Source organism: Actinomycetota bacterium (assembly GCA_030018275.1).
In the GTDB taxonomy this organism is placed as follows: domain Bacteria; phylum Actinomycetota; class Aquicultoria; order Subteraquimicrobiales; family Subteraquimicrobiaceae; genus Subteraquimicrobium.
Genome location: JASEGB010000003.1, coordinates 104,405 through 121,138, shown reverse-complemented (window position 1 = coordinate 121,138; position 16,734 = coordinate 104,405). Strand labels below are relative to the sequence as shown.

General features: G+C 47.2%; 12 protein-coding genes and 1 tRNA gene. 3 read left to right on the top strand and 10 right to left on the bottom strand.

All coding sequences use genetic code 11. The features are described from left to right. Positions 1-90 precede the first annotated feature (90 nt). From coaE to QMD66_02145, 10 genes are all read right to left on the bottom strand, one after another. Positions 91-1,089, bottom strand: a complete 999-nt coding sequence (gene coaE, locus QMD66_02190) for a dephospho-CoA kinase (protein MDI6821675.1) — start codon at positions 1,087-1,089, stop codon at positions 91-93. 199 nt (positions 1,090-1,288) lie between these two features. Then, entirely contained in the window at positions 1,289-2,584 is a 1,296-nt protein-coding gene (gene rpsA, locus QMD66_02185; GenBank protein ID MDI6821674.1) for a 30S ribosomal protein S1, read from the bottom strand. Between the two features lie 82 nt (positions 2,585-2,666). Further along, entirely contained in the window at positions 2,667-5,297 is a 2,631-nt protein-coding gene (gene polA, locus QMD66_02180; protein MDI6821673.1) for a DNA polymerase I, read from the bottom strand. Between the two features lie 161 nt (positions 5,298-5,458). Continuing rightward, the gene (gene fdhF / locus QMD66_02175) at positions 5,459-8,137 is read right to left on the bottom strand and encodes a formate dehydrogenase subunit alpha (GenBank protein MDI6821672.1); all 2,679 of its coding nucleotides are present in this window, start codon (positions 8,135-8,137) and stop codon (positions 5,459-5,461) included. Positions 8,138-8,176: 39 nt separating this feature from the next. Continuing rightward, positions 8,177-8,593 carry an endonuclease domain-containing protein gene (locus tag QMD66_02170; protein ID MDI6821671.1) on the bottom strand — a complete coding sequence of 139 codons (417 nt, stop codon included), beginning with the start codon at positions 8,591-8,593 and terminating at the stop codon, positions 8,177-8,179. Between the two features lie 287 nt (positions 8,594-8,880). After that, positions 8,881-10,518, bottom strand: coding sequence for an NADH-ubiquinone oxidoreductase-F iron-sulfur binding region domain-containing protein (locus QMD66_02165; GenBank protein MDI6821670.1), 1,638 nt, complete (start codon positions 10,516-10,518; stop codon positions 8,881-8,883). After that, on the bottom strand, positions 10,508-10,981 hold the full coding sequence (gene nuoE, locus QMD66_02160) for an NADH-quinone oxidoreductase subunit NuoE (GenBank protein ID MDI6821669.1): 474 nt from the start codon (positions 10,979-10,981) through the stop codon (positions 10,508-10,510). The genes QMD66_02165 and nuoE overlap by 11 nt, the downstream gene beginning before the upstream one ends. 27 nt (positions 10,982-11,008) lie before the next feature. Further along, positions 11,009-11,233 (bottom strand): 4Fe-4S binding protein, encoded by a 225-nt coding sequence (locus QMD66_02155; GenBank protein MDI6821668.1) that lies wholly within the window; start codon positions 11,231-11,233, stop codon positions 11,009-11,011. A gap of 10 nt (positions 11,234-11,243) precedes the next feature. Further along, entirely contained in the window at positions 11,244-12,809 is a 1,566-nt protein-coding gene (locus QMD66_02150) for an FMN-binding glutamate synthase family protein (protein ID MDI6821667.1), read from the bottom strand. 377 nt (positions 12,810-13,186) lie between these two features. Beyond that, positions 13,187-14,170 (bottom strand): NrpR regulatory domain-containing protein, encoded by a 984-nt coding sequence (locus QMD66_02145; protein MDI6821666.1) that lies wholly within the window; start codon positions 14,168-14,170, stop codon positions 13,187-13,189. Positions 14,171-14,760: 590 nt separating this feature from the next. Here QMD66_02145 and QMD66_02140 point away from each other — a divergent pair. From QMD66_02140 to QMD66_02130, 3 genes are all read left to right on the top strand, one after another. Beyond that, positions 14,761-14,925: a hypothetical protein gene (locus tag QMD66_02140; GenBank protein MDI6821665.1), complete on the top strand. Its 165-nt coding sequence runs from the start codon at positions 14,761-14,763 to the stop codon at positions 14,923-14,925. A gap of 185 nt (positions 14,926-15,110) precedes the next feature. Further along, entirely contained in the window at positions 15,111-16,445 is a 1,335-nt protein-coding gene (locus QMD66_02135; GenBank protein MDI6821664.1) for a glutamine synthetase family protein, read from the top strand. Between the two features lie 60 nt (positions 16,446-16,505). Beyond that, positions 16,506-16,592 (top strand) — tRNA-Leu (locus tag QMD66_02130). Positions 16,593-16,734 lie beyond the last annotated feature (142 nt).

Below are 16,734 nucleotides of genomic sequence, written 5' to 3'. Positions count from 1 at the left end.
GGACAAGGGACATGGGACAAAAGATATTTAATTTGTAGGGGCGGGGTTTATCCCCGCCCAAAGTAGACATGCGGGGGACAAGCCCCCGCGCTACGATTTTTGGTCAGCTTTGATAGCTTCCCAAAGCTCATCAACCTTCTCGCGAAGCTCATCAAGAGTCCCGTCATTCTCAACGATGTAATCCGCGAACTTAATCCGTTGCTCCTGGGGGATTTGAGCTCGCATCCTTGCACGAGCCTCCTCAGCTGAGAGACCTTTTTCCTCAAGGCGTTTGATCTGCGTTTCCTCCTTGGTGGTCACCACAACCACTTCATCTACCAAAGGAAGGAGCTGAGCCTCTATGAGAAGAGGACAGTCGAAGACTATGACTTGATCCCATCGAGTCCGTTTGAGTTCCTCCAGTCTATCCTCGATAACTTTGATGATGGTGGGATGAGTTAAGCGGTTTAAGACTTCGAGTTCTTGTGGATCGGAGAAAACGATTTTTGCTAACTTTTTTCTATCGATGCTCCCATCCTGCAAAAGTATTTCCTCGCCGAAGTACGAGACGATCTTTTCCCAAACCTCGGATTTGGGTGCCATCACTTCACGAGAAATTTGATCTGCATCGATGACCTTCGCTCCTCTGCTAACTAATAATTTAGCTACCGTGCTTTTGCCAGTAGCAATTCCTCCCGTGACACCGATGACTTTCATCCCTTTTCCTCCCGTCATCGCCGATGAAGTGGAGAGTAAAATCCCTCTGGCCAGGAGGGCGACTACTAAAGCAGCCAGGGAATCCATTACCACATCCCAAAGGCTGAAGATACGAGTGGGCACGAAAATCTGGTGTATCTCATCGAGGATACCATAACCGATGGAGATGCTCATGGCCCACGCGCAAAGTAGCGTCGATTGAAGATTCGTCGTATTTTTGAACGCTATCAGCAACAAGAAAGTCAAAATGGCATACTCAACAAAGTGAAAGGTATTAGAAAGTAGGGGATGTATGGGAAAACTAATCGGTCGAGATGAAAGATAGAAAATCAATCCCATCCAACCAAGAACCGGAGACCGATAAGTGAGGATTGAGAAGAATTTCGATTTCATGAATTCCAATCCCAACAAACGAAAATTACATTCTATAGAATTCTCAAGGATATTGGGAATCGAGGTTACTTGTAAAAAAGTTCTGGCTTTTAAAGGAACAACCAGAACCAGTAGCCACATAATTCCATATGCTCTGAAGATTTAAAAACTACACCTTACACAATAATCAATATTCTAAAATTCTTAAGAATATTGGAAGTTAGAGTTGCTTCCTTAAAGAACGGGATTCCTTTATTTCCTCAATAACTGCCTCTAGCGATGGTTCGGGAGTCTCTCCCTCATCAAAATCCTTCGTTTTTCGTTTCTCGTTTTCCTCCACCTGATGAGCATGGCCTTCTTCGCTTTCTTTAACAGCTTCGGTTTCCTGTGCCTCCTTGGTCTTTTCGGGCACCTTCTTCTCCTTACCTTCCTCAAGTTGCTTGAGGCTTAAACTGATTCGCCTTCTCTCCAAATCTATGTCAATGATTTTGGCTTTTATTCTATCGCCTATCTTAACAACTTGGTCGGGAAGCTCAATCCGCTCCTCCGCCAATTCGGATATGTGGATTAATCCCTCAACTCCCTCATCCATCTGTAAGAACGCTCCAAAGGGGACTATCCTGCTGATCACTCCCTCAACAACGTCACCCACGGAATACTTGCCAACCTTGATTTTCCACGGATCCTCGGTGGTCTGTTTAAGTCCCAATGAGATACGCTCGCGCTCGAGGTCGATGTCCAAAACCTGAACTTTTACCTCGTCTCCTACCGAAACCACCTCAGAGGGATGATCTATATGAGACCAAGAAAGTTCAGAGATATGTATGAGTCCGTCGACTCCTCCCAAATCAACAAAGGCTCCAAAATCAACGATACTGGAAATTTTACCCGTAAGGATCTGACCCTTTTCCAGTTTGGATAAAATCTTTTGCCGTTCCCACTTTCGCTCCTCCTCAAGAACCGCTTTCCTCGATAAGACCACGTTATTCCTGGTCCTGTTCATCTCAACGATTTTGCACTCCAGCTCACGCCCCACGTACCGATTCAAATCCTTGACCCTTTTTAGCTCGACCAGTGAGGCGGGAAGGAAACCCCTTAAGCCGATATCCAAGATCAATCCACCCTTAACAACCTCGATGACCTCTCCCTTAACACTTCCACTTTCCTCATAGATCCTTTCAATTTTCTCCCAGGCCTTCTCGGAGTCGGCTCTCTTCTTCGAAAGAATCAGTCTCCCTTCACTATCCTCCTTTTGGAGTACCAAAGCTTCAATCTCCTCACCGACCTGAATATCCTCAGGACCAATATTGGGTCTTATGGAGAGTTCACGAATGGGGATAACGCCTTCGGATTTATATCCTATATCCACTAAAATCTCATCCCTGTCGACCTTGACAACCTTGCCCGAAACTATATCTCCCTCGTCAAAAATCTTTATGGTCTGATCATAATCGGGGATTGTCTCTTCATTCCTTCCTCGCACACTATTATCTCTCTTACCTTCTTTATCTTCCATTATTATAAAGCCTCCCTAAATTTTCTTTTCTTAAACTTCCACAATACATTCAGCATCTCCTGCCTATATGATAATATAATTGTTATTCCTTCGCCTCTTTCCAGTTAGGACCCATGGATATATCCACCTTCAACTTCGCATCCAGGGGATAGGCATTTTCCATCACCTCACACACCAGATTTTGGGCAGCTTTCCTCTCATCCTCCGGCACTTCGAATATCAACTCATCGTGCACCTGCAGGACCATTCGGGTGCAGAGTCCCCTCTTGCAAAATTCCCTATCCAACTGGATCATGGCCAGCTTTATGATGTCGGCGGCACTCCCCTGGATGGTGGTATTTATCGCTAACCTTTCGCCGAAGTTCCTGATCCGATAGTTGCTGCTCTTGAGTTCGGGTAGATATCTTCGTCTCTTCATCAAAGTCTTTACGTAACCATCACGATAAGCATCGGCGATGACCTTGTCAATGAATTCACGCACCGATGGATATCTCTCAAAATATCTATCGATATATGCCTTTGCCTCATCTTTTGATATTCCCAGCTGCTCGGAAAGACCATAAGGACTTATGCCGTACACAATGCCGTAGTTCACTGCCTTGGCGGCCCTCCGCATCAAAGGATCCACATCTTCGGGTCTTACTCCGAATACCTCGCAAGCTGTAGCCAGGTGAATATCCCTTTTCTCTCTGAAAGCTCGAAGTAAACCCTGGTCTTGGGACAAATGAGCCAGGATTCTTAACTCGATTTGAGAATAATCCGCCACGAGAAACTGATCCGATGGTCTGGTGGGGATAAAGGCTTCTCTTATCCTTAAACCCAGTTCGGTTCGGATTGGAATGTTCTGAAGATTGGGATTGCTGCTCGTGAGCCTGCCAGTTGTGGTGATCGTTTGACTGAAGGTGGTATGCAGTCTTTTCGTTCTCGGATGTACCAGTTTGGGTAAAGCATCGATATACGTGGACTTTAACTTCGATAGCTCGCGATATTGTAGGAGCTTTTCGATTATGGGATGTTGGTCCACGAGCTTGATCAATACGGAGTAATCCGTTGAATAACCCGTTTTAGTTCTTCGATGGGATTCCAATCTCAATTTCTCAAAGAGAATGGTTCCCAATTGTTGAGAGGAGTTGATGTTGAACTCTTCACCAGCCAAATCATAGATTTCTTGCTCTAGAGTCTTTATGATATCCTCGACTTCAGAGGAGAAGGACTCCAAAACTTGCATCTCGATTCCCACTCCTTCGAGCTCCATCCGGGTAAGGACGAAGAGGAGCGGCATCTCAATGCCTTCAAAAAGTTCCCAGAGTTCCCTCTCCTTGAGTTCCCTCCCGAGTATCGGTTGTAGCTTTAGAATGGTGAGAGCTTTTTGCCCAACCCCGGAATCGGTTTCCTCCTCAGCGATCTTCAATCTAAGATATTGTCTACATAGATGCTCAAGAGGATAAACTTCTCTTCCCGGATCAAGGAGGTAAGCAGCAATTAAGGTATCAAAAGAGAGATCATTCAAATTGATGCCTTCGTTTCTCAAACAATGTATCAGTGTTTTTCCATCGTGGACAACCTTTGACTTTCTTAAGGATTCGAGATAGGGCTTAAGTTCGCCAAAGACCAAAGCTTTTGGAAGTTGCCCCAATTTCTCCTCCAAGGGGATGTAATAGGTCTGATCCTCGGTGGATACAGCCAAACCTGTGAGGTTTAAGTCGATGGGATGAGTTCCAGAGGAAACTATTTCCAATCCGAATCTTCGACTTGAATCGAGGTGTTTCAAGAGATCCTTGAGATCCATTTCATTAAGGACAATCTTAACCTCTATCCTTAAAGGAGTCTCCGCGGGAGCAGCAACCTCCTGGGTTAAAAGCCTCTCCAACAGGGTGTTGAACTCCAATGAAGAAAATACCTCTCGAACTCTTCTTTCATCCCACCCTCCCAAACGATAGCGGTCAAAATCCACATCTATAGGAACACCACAATCTAAAATCGCCAATTGCTTACTGAGCTTAGCTTGCTCCGCATAATTTTTGAGAGCCTCCCGGTTTTTCGCCGGGATTCTATCCACGTTCTCAAGGATATTCTCCAAGCCGCCAAACTCCTGGATGAGCTTGGCAGCTGTTTTCTCGCCTATGCCCGGAACTCCGGGGATGTTATCCGAGGAATCTCCCTTCAGAGCCAAATAATCGACAATTCTCTTGGGAGGAACACCATATCTGCTGATTACAGCCTTGTGGTCGTAGAGGACTATATCGGAAATCCCCTTTTTGGTGGTCATGATCTTTACCCGCGGAGATACCAGCTGAAAGGCATCTCTGTCCGCGGTTACTATTAGTACCTGATGTCCTTCCCGCTCCGCCTTCCTCGCCAGGGTAGCCAGAATATCATCGGCTTCACATCCCTCCATCTCAAAAATGGGGATATTGAGAACCTCAAGGACTTCCTTCACCAAGGGCATCTGACTCCTCAATTCATCTGGAGTCTCTGGACGATGGGCTTTATATTCCTCATATTGAGCGACTCGAGCGGGCATACCCTTGTCAAAGGCCACCAAAACAACGTTGGGCTTTTCCTCCCTCAACAGCTTGATGAGCATGCTTGAAAATCCATATACCGCATTTGTTATTTGCCCTGCTGAGGTAGCCAAAGTTGTGGGTAAAGCATAGAAGGCTCGGTAGACTAAACTGTTGCCATCGATTAATATAATCTTTTTCTTCTCCAAAAATCTTCAACCCCACAAATAGTTCATAGTAGGTAGTTGGGAGTTGGTAGTAAATTATTTATCTTACACTCCCAACTAACAAACTATCAACTAATAGACTATTCACATTGTACAGTTCTTAAGGATGGTTGACAAATGGCATTGGGGTGTTTAAGGTGGCACTATGTTTGTGGAACAATCCGCACCGCACATACCTTTGCTTCCGGCGTTTTAGCTACGGGGTCAAGAGTAGGATTGGTGAGCACGTTGGTTGGGCTTTGGGTGGAATGAAAGCCCATGGAGATCACACCCGGTGGAGTGGCATAAGTCACCTTTACTTCAGCCTCTATCTCCCCCCGCCGAGAAATTATCCGCACTATCTGGCCATGACTGATGCCAAAATCGGCGGCATCCTTTGGATTTATCTCTACAAGCTCCTTACCTTTTAAAATGTTGAGACCATCCACTTTCCATGATAAAGTACCATGACGGTAGAGGGTCCTTTCAGTGGTCAAAATCAAGGGATATTCAACATCGGGAACCTCTGTCGGGGGTCTAAATTCCAACGGTCTAAATTTACCCTTGCTACTGGGGGTGTGAAACCGTTCCAAGCTCTCATTTTCCAAGCGGTCGTAAGATACGCCTCCATACAGAGGAGCAATTGAGGCAATCTCTGATGTGATCTCGGCGGGGTGACTGAAATCGAAACCCTTACCATCCAGCCTTCTGGCCAGCTCGCATGTGATCTCCCAGTCGGGACGTGAATCGCCAACGGGTTCCATTGCTTTGCGCACCCTCTGAATGCGCCGCTCGGTATTGGTGAAAGTTCCCTCCTTCTCAGCGAAGCTTGCCGCTGGGAGGACAACATGGGCAAATTTGGCCGTCTCGTTAAAGAAGATATCCTGGACAACAACGAATTCTGCTTTCTTCAGGGCCTCACGCACTCTCTGGGAACCAGCGATGCTCAATGCAGGATTGGCACCAATGATGTAAACTGCCTTAATTTTTCCATCCAAGATAGCCTGCCATATTTCAGTGAAGGTTAATCCTGGCTCGGGATTCAAGTCCACACTCCAAGCAGTCTCAAATTTCTTTCGGACCCCTGGATCGGTTACCCTTTGGTAACCGGGATAGAAATCGGGCAGGCACCCCATATCGCAGGCACCTTGAGCGTTATTCTCCCCCAAAAGTGGATAAAGTCCCCCTGAAGGCTTTCCGATATTCCCCGTAAGCATGGCCAAATTGACAAGGGCAAAGACATTATCGGTGCCATGAGAATGCTGAGTGATGCCCGTAGACCATATGATAGCCGCCGGTTTGTTTGTGGCATAAATCCTGGCCGCCTGGGCTATCATTTCCCTGGAAACACCGGTGATCCTTTCCACCCTGCCCGGGCTAAAATCCTCTAAAGACTCTCTTAAGCTTTCGAAATTCTCGCACTGTTTTTCGATGAAGGCATTATCGAGCAATCCTTCATCGACGATCACCTGGTTCATACCCATAATCAGAGCTACATCGGTACCCGGATAAGGTCTAAGCCAGATATCGGCGAAGCGGCATAGGTCGATTTCCTTTGGATTAATCACAATGAGCTTGGCTCCATTCCGCACTGCCCTCTTTACCTTGATTCCGATTACCGGATGAGCTCGTGTAACATTAGTGCCTATAGCTAGTATGCAGGAAGTTTTCTCGATCTCACTTATGGAGTTGGTCATCGCCCCGATGCCGATTGTTTCATGCAGACCTACCATGGTAGGGGCATGACATAGGCGGGCGCAATTGTCTATGTTATTGGTGTTCATTACCACTCTGGCAAACTTCTGAATAACGTAGCTTTCCTCATTGGTGCATTTAGCTGAAGTCAGGAGCGCAAACTGGTCCCCACTGTACCTGACTAGCTTATCGGCAACTAGCTCCAATGCCTCATCCCAAGATACCTCCCCCCACCCCTGCCCTCCCCCTCGAGGGGGAAAGGTGAGGGAGAGGGTGCTGAACTCAGAATGCTCTTTTAGAGCTGTTCTAATGAGGGGTGAGCTCAATCGATCCGGGGAGTTGACGAAACTGGCGCCAAACCGACCTTTGACGCAAAGATTGCCTCCATTTACCGGACTATCGGTATCGCCTCGCACGCTGACGACGTCATTGTCACGAATGCCCAGATAAATGCCACAACCCGTGCCACAATATGAACAAATGGTCTTGACCTCTCGCTCTGGACGCTGGACATTTTTTGGCACCAAGGCACCAACCGGACACCTGACCACACACTCCCCACACGATTCACATCTGGACTGAGCCAAAGGTTTGTCTCCAAAGGGGGCAATTTTACTGGTATAACCCCGACCAACAAAGTCAATGGCGCCCACTCCTTGAATTTCCTCACAGGTTCGGACACAAACTCCACAGAGCACGCATCTATTGGGATCAATATCGAAAAATGGATTTGAGGTATCTCGGGGGAGTTCCTCCTTCGCCCACCTTAAGCGCCTCGCCCGTTTTCTATCAAAACGAATAAAGGCGGCTATCTTCAACAACTCACACTGCCTACTTTTAGTGCAATCACGGCAATCTGCGTGGTGATTGGCGATGAGCAGCTCAATAATGGCTCGACGTACTTTATCAATCTCCAGACTCCTTGTCCTAACCGACATGCCCTGTTTGACCGGCGTTCGGCAGGAGATCACCAGTTTCCCACACTCGATCTCAACGATACACAACCGACAAGCTCCATAGGTTTTTAAGTCGGGATGATAGCAAAGATGGGGAATATAAATGCCATTTTTGAGCGCTGCTTCCAAAATGGTTGCCCCGCTCTCAGCTATAATGTCCGAGCCATCAATGGTAATAGTGATTTTATCCATTAGCGCTCCTCATCTTATAAATTCTGGCCCTTCTCCATTTTAGTGGGTACTCTTCTCCCTTGATGGAAAAACGTTTTTTGTTTCCCCTCCCTGGATGGGAGGGGATAAAGGGGAGGGTGGTACAAAAGAACTCTCCCTTATTACCTCCAACACTCCTTTGATATTTTTAAGAACCTCATTATCCCAAAATCTTAGAACCTTAAAGCCTTGATTTTGAAGCCACCTGTCCCTTTCAATATCTTTATCCCTTTTTTCTTGATGTTGTCCACCATTGACTTCTACCACAATCTGTTTCTCAAAACAAACAAAATCTACGCTATACTTGCCAATTGGCTGTTGTCGCCTGAACTTTAAACCATTCAATTGCCTTCTACGTAAGTGCTTCCACAAGAATCTTTCTATATCGGTGGATTCTTTTCTAAGGCTTCTAGCCGCCTTTATAAGATTTTTACTCAGGTTTAACACCCCCACCTTAATCCTCCCCCGTCAAGGGGGAGGAAATTGGAATGCCTCTCCTCATCAAAGAGGAGACTGTAGCTTTCCCCATTAAGGAGAAAGAAGACAGACTTAAGATGATTTCTATTTTTCAACATACTTTAATTTTCATTTTCTACCCACTGTTTTTGGAGAAGAACCTAAATTCTAAATTCAAAGCTCTAAATCCCTGTCTCCCGACAGGCAGGCGAAACAAATTCAAAATTCAAAAGCCAAATTCCCAAAGTTTAGGATTTCGTGCTTAGGATTTAGGATTTCTCCTTGGTAAGCTCCCTGCACACACCGGCTGGACACCGTTTTTCATCGATATGCGCTTCATATTCATCCCGAAAGTAACGAATCGTAGTGAGCACAGGATTTGGAGCAGTCTTGCCCAGAGCACAAAGGGAACCATGTGCTATTGCGTCGCTCAGCTCTAAAAGCAGGTCAATGTCCTCGGGTCTGCCTCGTCCTTTGGTAATATCGTCTAAAACTTCAAACATCTGCTCCGTTCCGAGCCTGCAAGGAATGCACTGACCGCAGGATTCTCTCCGAGTGAAGTCGAGAAAGTAGCGAGCCACATCGACCATACAGGTGTCCTCGTCCATGACCACCATACCCCCGGAACCCATCATTGAGCCCGCGGTGACGAGCGAGTCGAAATCGACCGGCATATCCAAGAAACTCGCTGGGAGGCAACCACCTGAGGGTCCGCCGGTTTGAACCGCCTTAAAAGCTTTCTCACCGGGAATCCCCCCTCCGATATCATAGATAATTTCTCGAAGCGTGACCCCCATGGGTACCTCTATCAGACCGCAATTAGCCACCTTGCCCGTGAGCGAAAAGATGGCAGTGCCCTTGCTTTTTTCGGTTCCCCTACTGGCAAACCATTCCCAGCCACGGTTGATGATGAGAGGAATGTTGGCAAAGGTTTTTACGTTGTTGAGCAGGGTTGGCTTATCCCATAATCCCATCTCCGCGGTGCGGGGACGGGGCAAGGGTTTGGGCATACCCCTCTTGCCTTGGATGGAAAGAACCAAGGCTGTGGACTCCCCACAAACAAAGGCCCCAGCGCCTTGAAAAATCTCTATATCGAAATCAAATCCGCTTCCCAGAATATCCTTACCCAGGAATCCCTCTTCTCTTGCTTGGGCGATGGCAATTTTTAAACGCTTCACCGCCAGTGGATATTCAGCTCGCACGTAGATGAAGCCCTTTTTAGCACCAATGGCGTAGCCGGCAATAATCATTCCCTCTAAAACTGAATGAGGGTCTCCTTCCATAGTCGACCGATCCTGAAATGCACCCGGATCACCTTCGTCGCCGTTGCAGATGACATATTTTTCTTCACCGGGTGCCATGCGGCAAGCTTCCCACTTCCGCCCGGTGGGAAAACCGGCACCACCGAGTCCCCGAAGCCCAGAGCGCTTCACTTCCTCGATGACTTGTTCAGGGGTCTTATCGAAAAGAGCCTTGCGCAGCGCTTCATAACCGCCAAGGGCAAGAAAGTCTCCAATATCCTCGGGGTCGATATGTCCACAATTTCGCAACACGATGCGCTCTTGCTTATTGTAAAAGGGGATATCGCCATAATGGGGGATGGGTTCACCGGTAACTGGGTCATGGTAGAAGAGGTGCTCTAAGGGCTTTCCTCCCGGTAAAAAAGATTGAGCGATGTCGGGCACATCATCCAGCTTAACTTTGGAGTAGAAAATGCTCTCCGGCTCAATGATGACAAGGGGACCTCGTTGGCAGAAGCCATGACAACCGGTGCGCTTGATTTGAACGCTTTCCTCCAAATTCAGTCTCGCCATTTCTTCTTCCAGTGAAGAGAAGATTTGCTCGGCTCCTCCCGATATACAGCCCGTTCCTTGGCAAACAAGAATTGTGCATCTCCTATTGGACATCCTGCTCTCCTTCATCCGAGGCGGGGAAAAGCTCTTTTACCTTTTCCGGAGTCATCTCACCATAGACATCCCTGTTGAGCCTGATGCATGGGGCTAGAGCACAACAGCCAATGCAAGCCACGGTCTCCAGGGAATATTCTAGGTCAGACGTTACTTCCCCCTCCTTAATGCCAATCGCTTTCTCTATTTCCCGGAGGATGTGAGGTGCACCGCGGATGTGACAGGCGGTCCCTCGACAGGCCGTAACATGCTTTCTTCCCAAAGGTGTGAGCCTGAACTGAGTATAAAAAGAGGCTACAGAATAAACCTCGCTTTCAGGTATACCAATAAACCTTGCAATTCGGAGCATCGCTTCTTCGGGCAAGCGACCAAAATTTGCCTGAACCGCCTGTAAAATTGGAATGAGATCCCTTTTTCTTCCTTTATAGGAAGACAGAATTCTTCTCAGAAGTTCTTCTTTCATTTATATAGCTCCAATTTTGCAAAAATCCTATGTCGGTGTAACCCAATCCTCGGAAATCCAAGGCCTTTTGCCCTCGAGGGATTTATCTCGGCTCCAGGTCATACACACCATTCGGCAAATTCCACATCTATTGCATTTATCCGTATCCACATAAACGTTGTTATCCTTAGCTGAAATGGTGATGGCGTCCGTGGGACAGGCAATCTCGCAAAAGGGTGAAGGGCAATGTTGAGGGCATATTAAATTAAGCATATCTCCTCCTTTATCCCAAAATCCTTTCCGCCTCTTCCATATCCGATTCCATTATATAGGTGATCCCGGAAAGCTCCGCCGCTTCTCGCGTTAGAGCGAAGAGGTCATTTCGGTCTATTAAGTTGAGGGCGAATTTACGAGCCCCGGCCATGAGCTGCTTAAGACCAGTGGCAATCCTGTCATAGTAGGTATAGACGGCTATTGCCGCCGGTGGCATCCTCTTAAAATCTTCTCCATATTTTTCCTTAAGTTGCACCGCCCCGATGAATGTGCGGAGAAGCGCTTCTTGATATTCCTTACCTTTCCCGTAAGTTTCTTCGAGGAGCTGCCCTTGGGTCTTCCCCACCATCGCCGCGGTGAGGGTACCCCGACCCATGCACACCGCCTTTATATAAGGAGCTCCCAAGGCGATGGCTTTAAAAATCTGATCCTCAAGGACAATTCCCCCAGCTATAGCACAGCTGGGAACAAATGCTCCCTTCTCCTCGATCCTCTTCAGGAATTTGTAAAGAAGGCTCTCCAGATAAACCGTGGGGATTCCCCACTCGTTCATCATCACCCATGGACTCATTCCGGTTCCGCCACCCGCGCCGTCCACGGTTAGAAGGTCTATTTTTGCTTCGGAGGCGAATTTCACCGCCCGCGCTAAATCCGCGGGTCTATAGGCGCCCGTTTTGAGGGTAACGTACTTAGCGCCTATATTCTTTAGCCTTTCCACTTCCTTCAAAAAGGACTCTTCGTCCACCATTCCCAGGCGGGAGTGCCTTTCGAATTCTCGTACTCCTCCCGCTTTATAAGCCTCTTGAACCGCGGAATCATTGGGGTCGGGAATAACGATATATCCTCTTTGCTTAAGCTCAAGAGCTCTTTCCAGAGTGGGCAGCTTAACTTCTCCACCGATGGATTTAGCTCCTTGCCCCCACTTTATCTCGATTCCCTCGACTCCGAGCTTCTCCACCGCATACTCGGGAACACCAAGGCGAGTGTCCTCTACATTTGCTTGAACGAGCATGGTCCCATAGCCCTCATACCATTCCTTGTATATCTTCACCCTTCTTTCGAGTTCTGGAGATCTTACCACTTTCCCATTTTTGAACTCAGCATCGGGATCCATGCCACAAACATTCTCTCCACAGATGAGTACGGCTCCACATATGGCAACGGCGATGGCGGCGCCTTCCCAGTTCACCCTGGCTACATCGGTTGAACCCAAAGCACCGGTGAAGAAGGGGACTTTCATCTTCATCTTTCTTCCCCGGGCGCCAATTTCGGTGGAGACATCTACAGCAGGGAAAATGGCTTTATCCGGATCCGCCTCGATACCCGCAGCCCCGACGCAGCTCCCCTGGATATTGAAGTGAGAAAAATCGACGGGATAATCTTTCTCCGCTCCAGCGATGACCTTTCCAAATGGGTGCGGATAGATAATTTCCCTCCCCCTAACGGCGGATCTTCCTACTTCGCAATAGCCCGGACAACCATCCACACAGGCTACACACAGTCCAGAAATGGGTGAAGGCGTAACCCTAGTCGTGGTTATAGTCGCAGCACTTGCATTCGGTCTACTTAAAGACATCTTTTACCCCCTTTCATATTCCATGGGATTTCCCTTCCGGTTAAAAACTTTTTACTCACCCCCTTAAAACTATGTGTATTAATAGCAGACATTGGTTGCTCTCCCTAGCTCACCATTCACCGTTCACGGTTCACAGTAAATTATTATCTGAGATTAACCTCACATTTTTGTCGGACGGGTATCCTGGAGAGTGCATCTTAAGAGAACCGTTAAGCGAGCAAGGCTCGAACAGCGGCGGCAACAGCCCGACCCGAACTTATGGAGGGTGTTGCCCTTAAGAGAGCAGCGAGTAGGCTCGCAGCAGCTAGCACTCGGAAGGATGCCCCAAACAATATAAGTGTTACCAATGTACGTAAAACATTACAAGGGTGGGTTATTTAAAGCTCCCAGAAGCTTCTGAGTTCCTCAAAATCTATCATCGTACTCATGGCTTTACTTTGGGTTTCAATGCCCATTTCTTCCAGTGCAGCCAGTGGATTTAATCCCCCAACTACGACCATTCCCACTCGATCTACACCGACGGACATCTCCAAAACGGGTTGACTTGGCTCACCCACGGCGAGCACACCATAAAGGTTTATTTCCTCTAATTTCTCGATCATCTTCCTCACAGCCTCAAGAGCAACTGCAGGGATTTCCCGGAAACTGGCCAACATTTTTCCCCTTCCAGTTTTTGCTACCTCCCTCACGCTCGTCATCTTACTTTTTATGAAGATTTCCAAGGGATCTAAGGAAGTACCCTCATATGTTATGAGTTCTGTAAATCTTACCGGTTTGAAATCATCCATCTGTAAAATCCCACCAAATTTAGAATAAACGGGAATTCCCGCATTAACTAAAACCCCATTCAAAGTGATGCTACACACCGTGCCGAAACCAATTTTACCTGGAGGGATTTCAACATCCCCCAAAACTTCTCCCTTGGAGGCCACCACCACAAGATCACTCATACATAGCCTCATCTTGAAAATATCTCGCATTTCCCTTAGGGCAGTACGGAAATCTTTTTCCGGTATAAACGAAATGTTTAAAATGATTCGCCCCCTTTTTTCCTCCGGATTTAAAGTGGTACGGCAGGAAAGCGCGTCTATTTTTGAAATTATCAAACCAACCTTATCGGAGACCAGTGCATCCCTTAATTCAGTTAAACCCTTTTTTGTGATTACACGTCCCCGCTTTCCGAACCCTTGGGTTAAACCCCTCTCATCCATGATCTTAAGGTGGTACCTGACCGCCCTTTCGCTTAGGTTAATACCAAAATCCCGGAGGCGACGTGAGATTAAACTTGCTCCAAGGGGTTCCTTTTCCTTGCTCAATATCCTAAGAATCGTGACGATTTTCCTCTCAACCTCTGGATCCATGGATTTTCACCCTTCAAAAAATTGAGGTGTATTATTAACAAGATGGGTTAACACCATAGTCGGGGTGAAGTACTCCGAAAACACTCCGAAGAACGCTGTCGCGTCTACGGGGCAGGCGCAGTTACGGCCGTTTACCCCGTTGGCGAGTGAAACGAGTCCTTCGGGGCCGCTCGGATCTCGCCTGTCTGCCGACAGGCAAGCCTCGCTACAAAACTGTGAATGCTTAAGAAGTTTTCATGAGCGAGGCTCCGACACTCTTAAGCACTTACCCCTCCCCTAATGTATAAAATGCAAACCTAACTCGTTGATAGTCCAATTAAGGTTTGACAACAAGCAAAGCTTGTCTTAAATACGTAATAGGTTACCGATTACCTTATTTTCTCGGCATTGGGTTGCCGTTATCTTATTTAAGTTAAATTAGGCTACGATGTCAAGCTTTTACAACATGAAAATTTGCATTTAAGGAGGGACCCGGATGGTGGGGAGGCGCTCATCCTTTTACCATCCTTGACTGGGCTATTGTCCGCAACGGGGAGATTTCCTCTTACGGAACGAACAGAAGAGACATCGGTTATCGATTGGGTATTCACATGAAGGCTTACAAGGATCAGGTGCCTGTGCTCATTGCAGAAGGTGTAGCCCCTAATTTTTTAGCGGAATACATGGCCGGTGGAGTGATCATACTTTTGGGGTTGAGCAGTAAGAATCAATCTATTGTTGGCAACTTACTGGTACGGGTATGCATGGAGGTGTAGTATATATCCGGGGGAAAATAGAGCCATCAACTTGGAGCGGAAGTGAATGTTTTAGAGCCTTATGGAAGAATTTATGCTCATTGAAGGCAATGTTATTGTCTCGTGAATGTCGATGATTTAAACTTATACCGAAAACGAGTTCCGTTTTTGCTTTATAATCCAATAACTTTTATGAGGAGGAAGATATGGAAAAAGCCGTCAGAGATCAAAAGGATGTCTTAGAGATCGTGGAAGAAAAGGACATTAAGTTCATGGAGCTATGGTTCACAGACATCCTCGGATTTCTCAAGAGTTTCACCATCACAAAGGAGGAATTGGGGAAAGCCTTCGATGAAGGAATGGGTTTTGATGGCTCCTCGGTGGAAGGATTCGCCAGAATCGAGGAAAGTGATACCCTCGCCGTACCCGATCCCACAACCTTCGCCATTTTACCCTGGCAACCCGGAGATAAAAAAGTTGCCCGCATGTTTTGTGACATCTATCGCCCTGATGGTCGCCCATTCGAGGGTGATCCCCGCCACGTCTTGAAAAAGAACCTGGTAAAAGCAAAAGAGATGGGATTCACCTTCTATTTGGGACCAGAACTCGAATATTTTTATTTTAAATCCCCAAACCAGCCCGAAGTACTCGATAGTGGAGGCTACTTCGACCTAATCCCCCGCGATGAAGCCATAGGACTGCGTCAGCAAACAGTCCTGGCACTGGAAGCGATGGGCATTGGAGTGGAATTCGCCCATCACGAAGTCGCTCCATCCCAACATGAAATCGACCTTCGATACGATGAAGCCTTGAGGATGGCGGACAAGGTGATGAGCTACCGATTCGTGGTCAAGGAAATAGCCTGCCGAAATGGGTGTTATGCCACCTTCATGCCCAAACCTATCTATGGAGAGAATGGTTCCGGGATGCATACTCACATGTCCCTATTCAAAAATGGTCGCAATGCCTTCTTCGATCCAAAGGATAAATATCATCTCTCGGACATCGCCAAGAGTTTCATCGCTGGATTGATGAAGCATTCTCCGGAATATACGGCGGTTACCAATCAATGGGTAAATTCCTACAAGCGATTGGTTCCCGGCTACGAAGCCCCAGTGTATATAACCTGGGCTTACCTTAATAGATCGGACATGATAAGGGTTCCCATGTACAAACCGGGAAAGGAAGAGGCAATGCGGATTGAATTGCGAAGTCCAGATCCGGCTTGCAACCCTTATCTCGCCTTTTCCGTAATGCTCGTCGCCGGTTTGGAGGGCATCCAAAATGGATACAAACCCCCCGATCCCGTCGAGGAAAATGTTTATTTAATGACGGAAGAAGAGCGAAGGAAAAGGAATATAGGAATGCTTCCCGGGAGTCTCATAGAGGCAATAACATTGGCGGAAAAAAGTGAGGTGGTTCGGAAAGCCCTCGGTGAACACGTCTTTGCCCATTTCATCGAAAACAAAAAGATCGAATGGGATAGGTACCGAAGGACAATCTCCTCTTATGAAACCGAGAAATATCTTTCGGTTTTGTAAAAGATCTTTGCTTGACCTCAAACTGCGAGCTAACCTATAATAAACTTGCCATACAGGCGTGCCGAGGTGGCGGAATAGCCATACGCGGTGGTCTCAAAAACCACTGCCCGTAAGGGCGTGAGGGTTGGAATCCCTCCCTCGGCACCATTTTATTTATGGAAATTATGCCTAAGCCAAAACTCCCAGATAAAATTTTTGAGTGGACACCTGAGCTTGCTTACGCGGTTGGATTAATTGCAACTGATGGACATCTTTCTTCAGATGGAAGACACTTGTGATGACATCAGTG

Bases quoted from the DNA above. Each gene is read 5' to 3' on its own strand.
- QMD66_02150 (MDI6821667.1), bottom strand. From the start codon at position 12,809: ATGTCTTTAAGTAGACCGAATGCAAGTGCTGCGACTATAACCACGACT.
- QMD66_02165 (MDI6821670.1), bottom strand. From the start codon at position 10,518: ATGTCCAATAGGAGATGCACAATTCTTGTTTGCCAAGGAACGGGCTGT.
- fdhF (MDI6821672.1), bottom strand. From the start codon at position 8,137: ATGGATAAAATCACTATTACCATTGATGGCTCGGACATTATAGCTGAG.
- QMD66_02140 (MDI6821665.1), top strand. From the start codon at position 14,761: ATGAAGGCTTACAAGGATCAGGTGCCTGTGCTCATTGCAGAAGGTGTA.
- QMD66_02155 (MDI6821668.1), bottom strand. From the start codon at position 11,233: ATGCTTAATTTAATATGCCCTCAACATTGCCCTTCACCCTTTTGCGAG.
- coaE (MDI6821675.1), bottom strand. From the start codon at position 1,089: ATGAAATCGAAATTCTTCTCAATCCTCACTTATCGGTCTCCGGTTCTT.
- QMD66_02145 (MDI6821666.1), bottom strand. From the start codon at position 14,170: ATGGATCCAGAGGTTGAGAGGAAAATCGTCACGATTCTTAGGATATTG.
- nuoE (MDI6821669.1), bottom strand. From the start codon at position 10,981: ATGAAAGAAGAACTTCTGAGAAGAATTCTGTCTTCCTATAAAGGAAGA.
- QMD66_02135 (MDI6821664.1), top strand. From the start codon at position 15,111: ATGGAAAAAGCCGTCAGAGATCAAAAGGATGTCTTAGAGATCGTGGAA.
- rpsA (MDI6821674.1), bottom strand. From the start codon at position 2,584: ATGGAAGATAAAGAAGGTAAGAGAGATAATAGTGTGCGAGGAAGGAAT.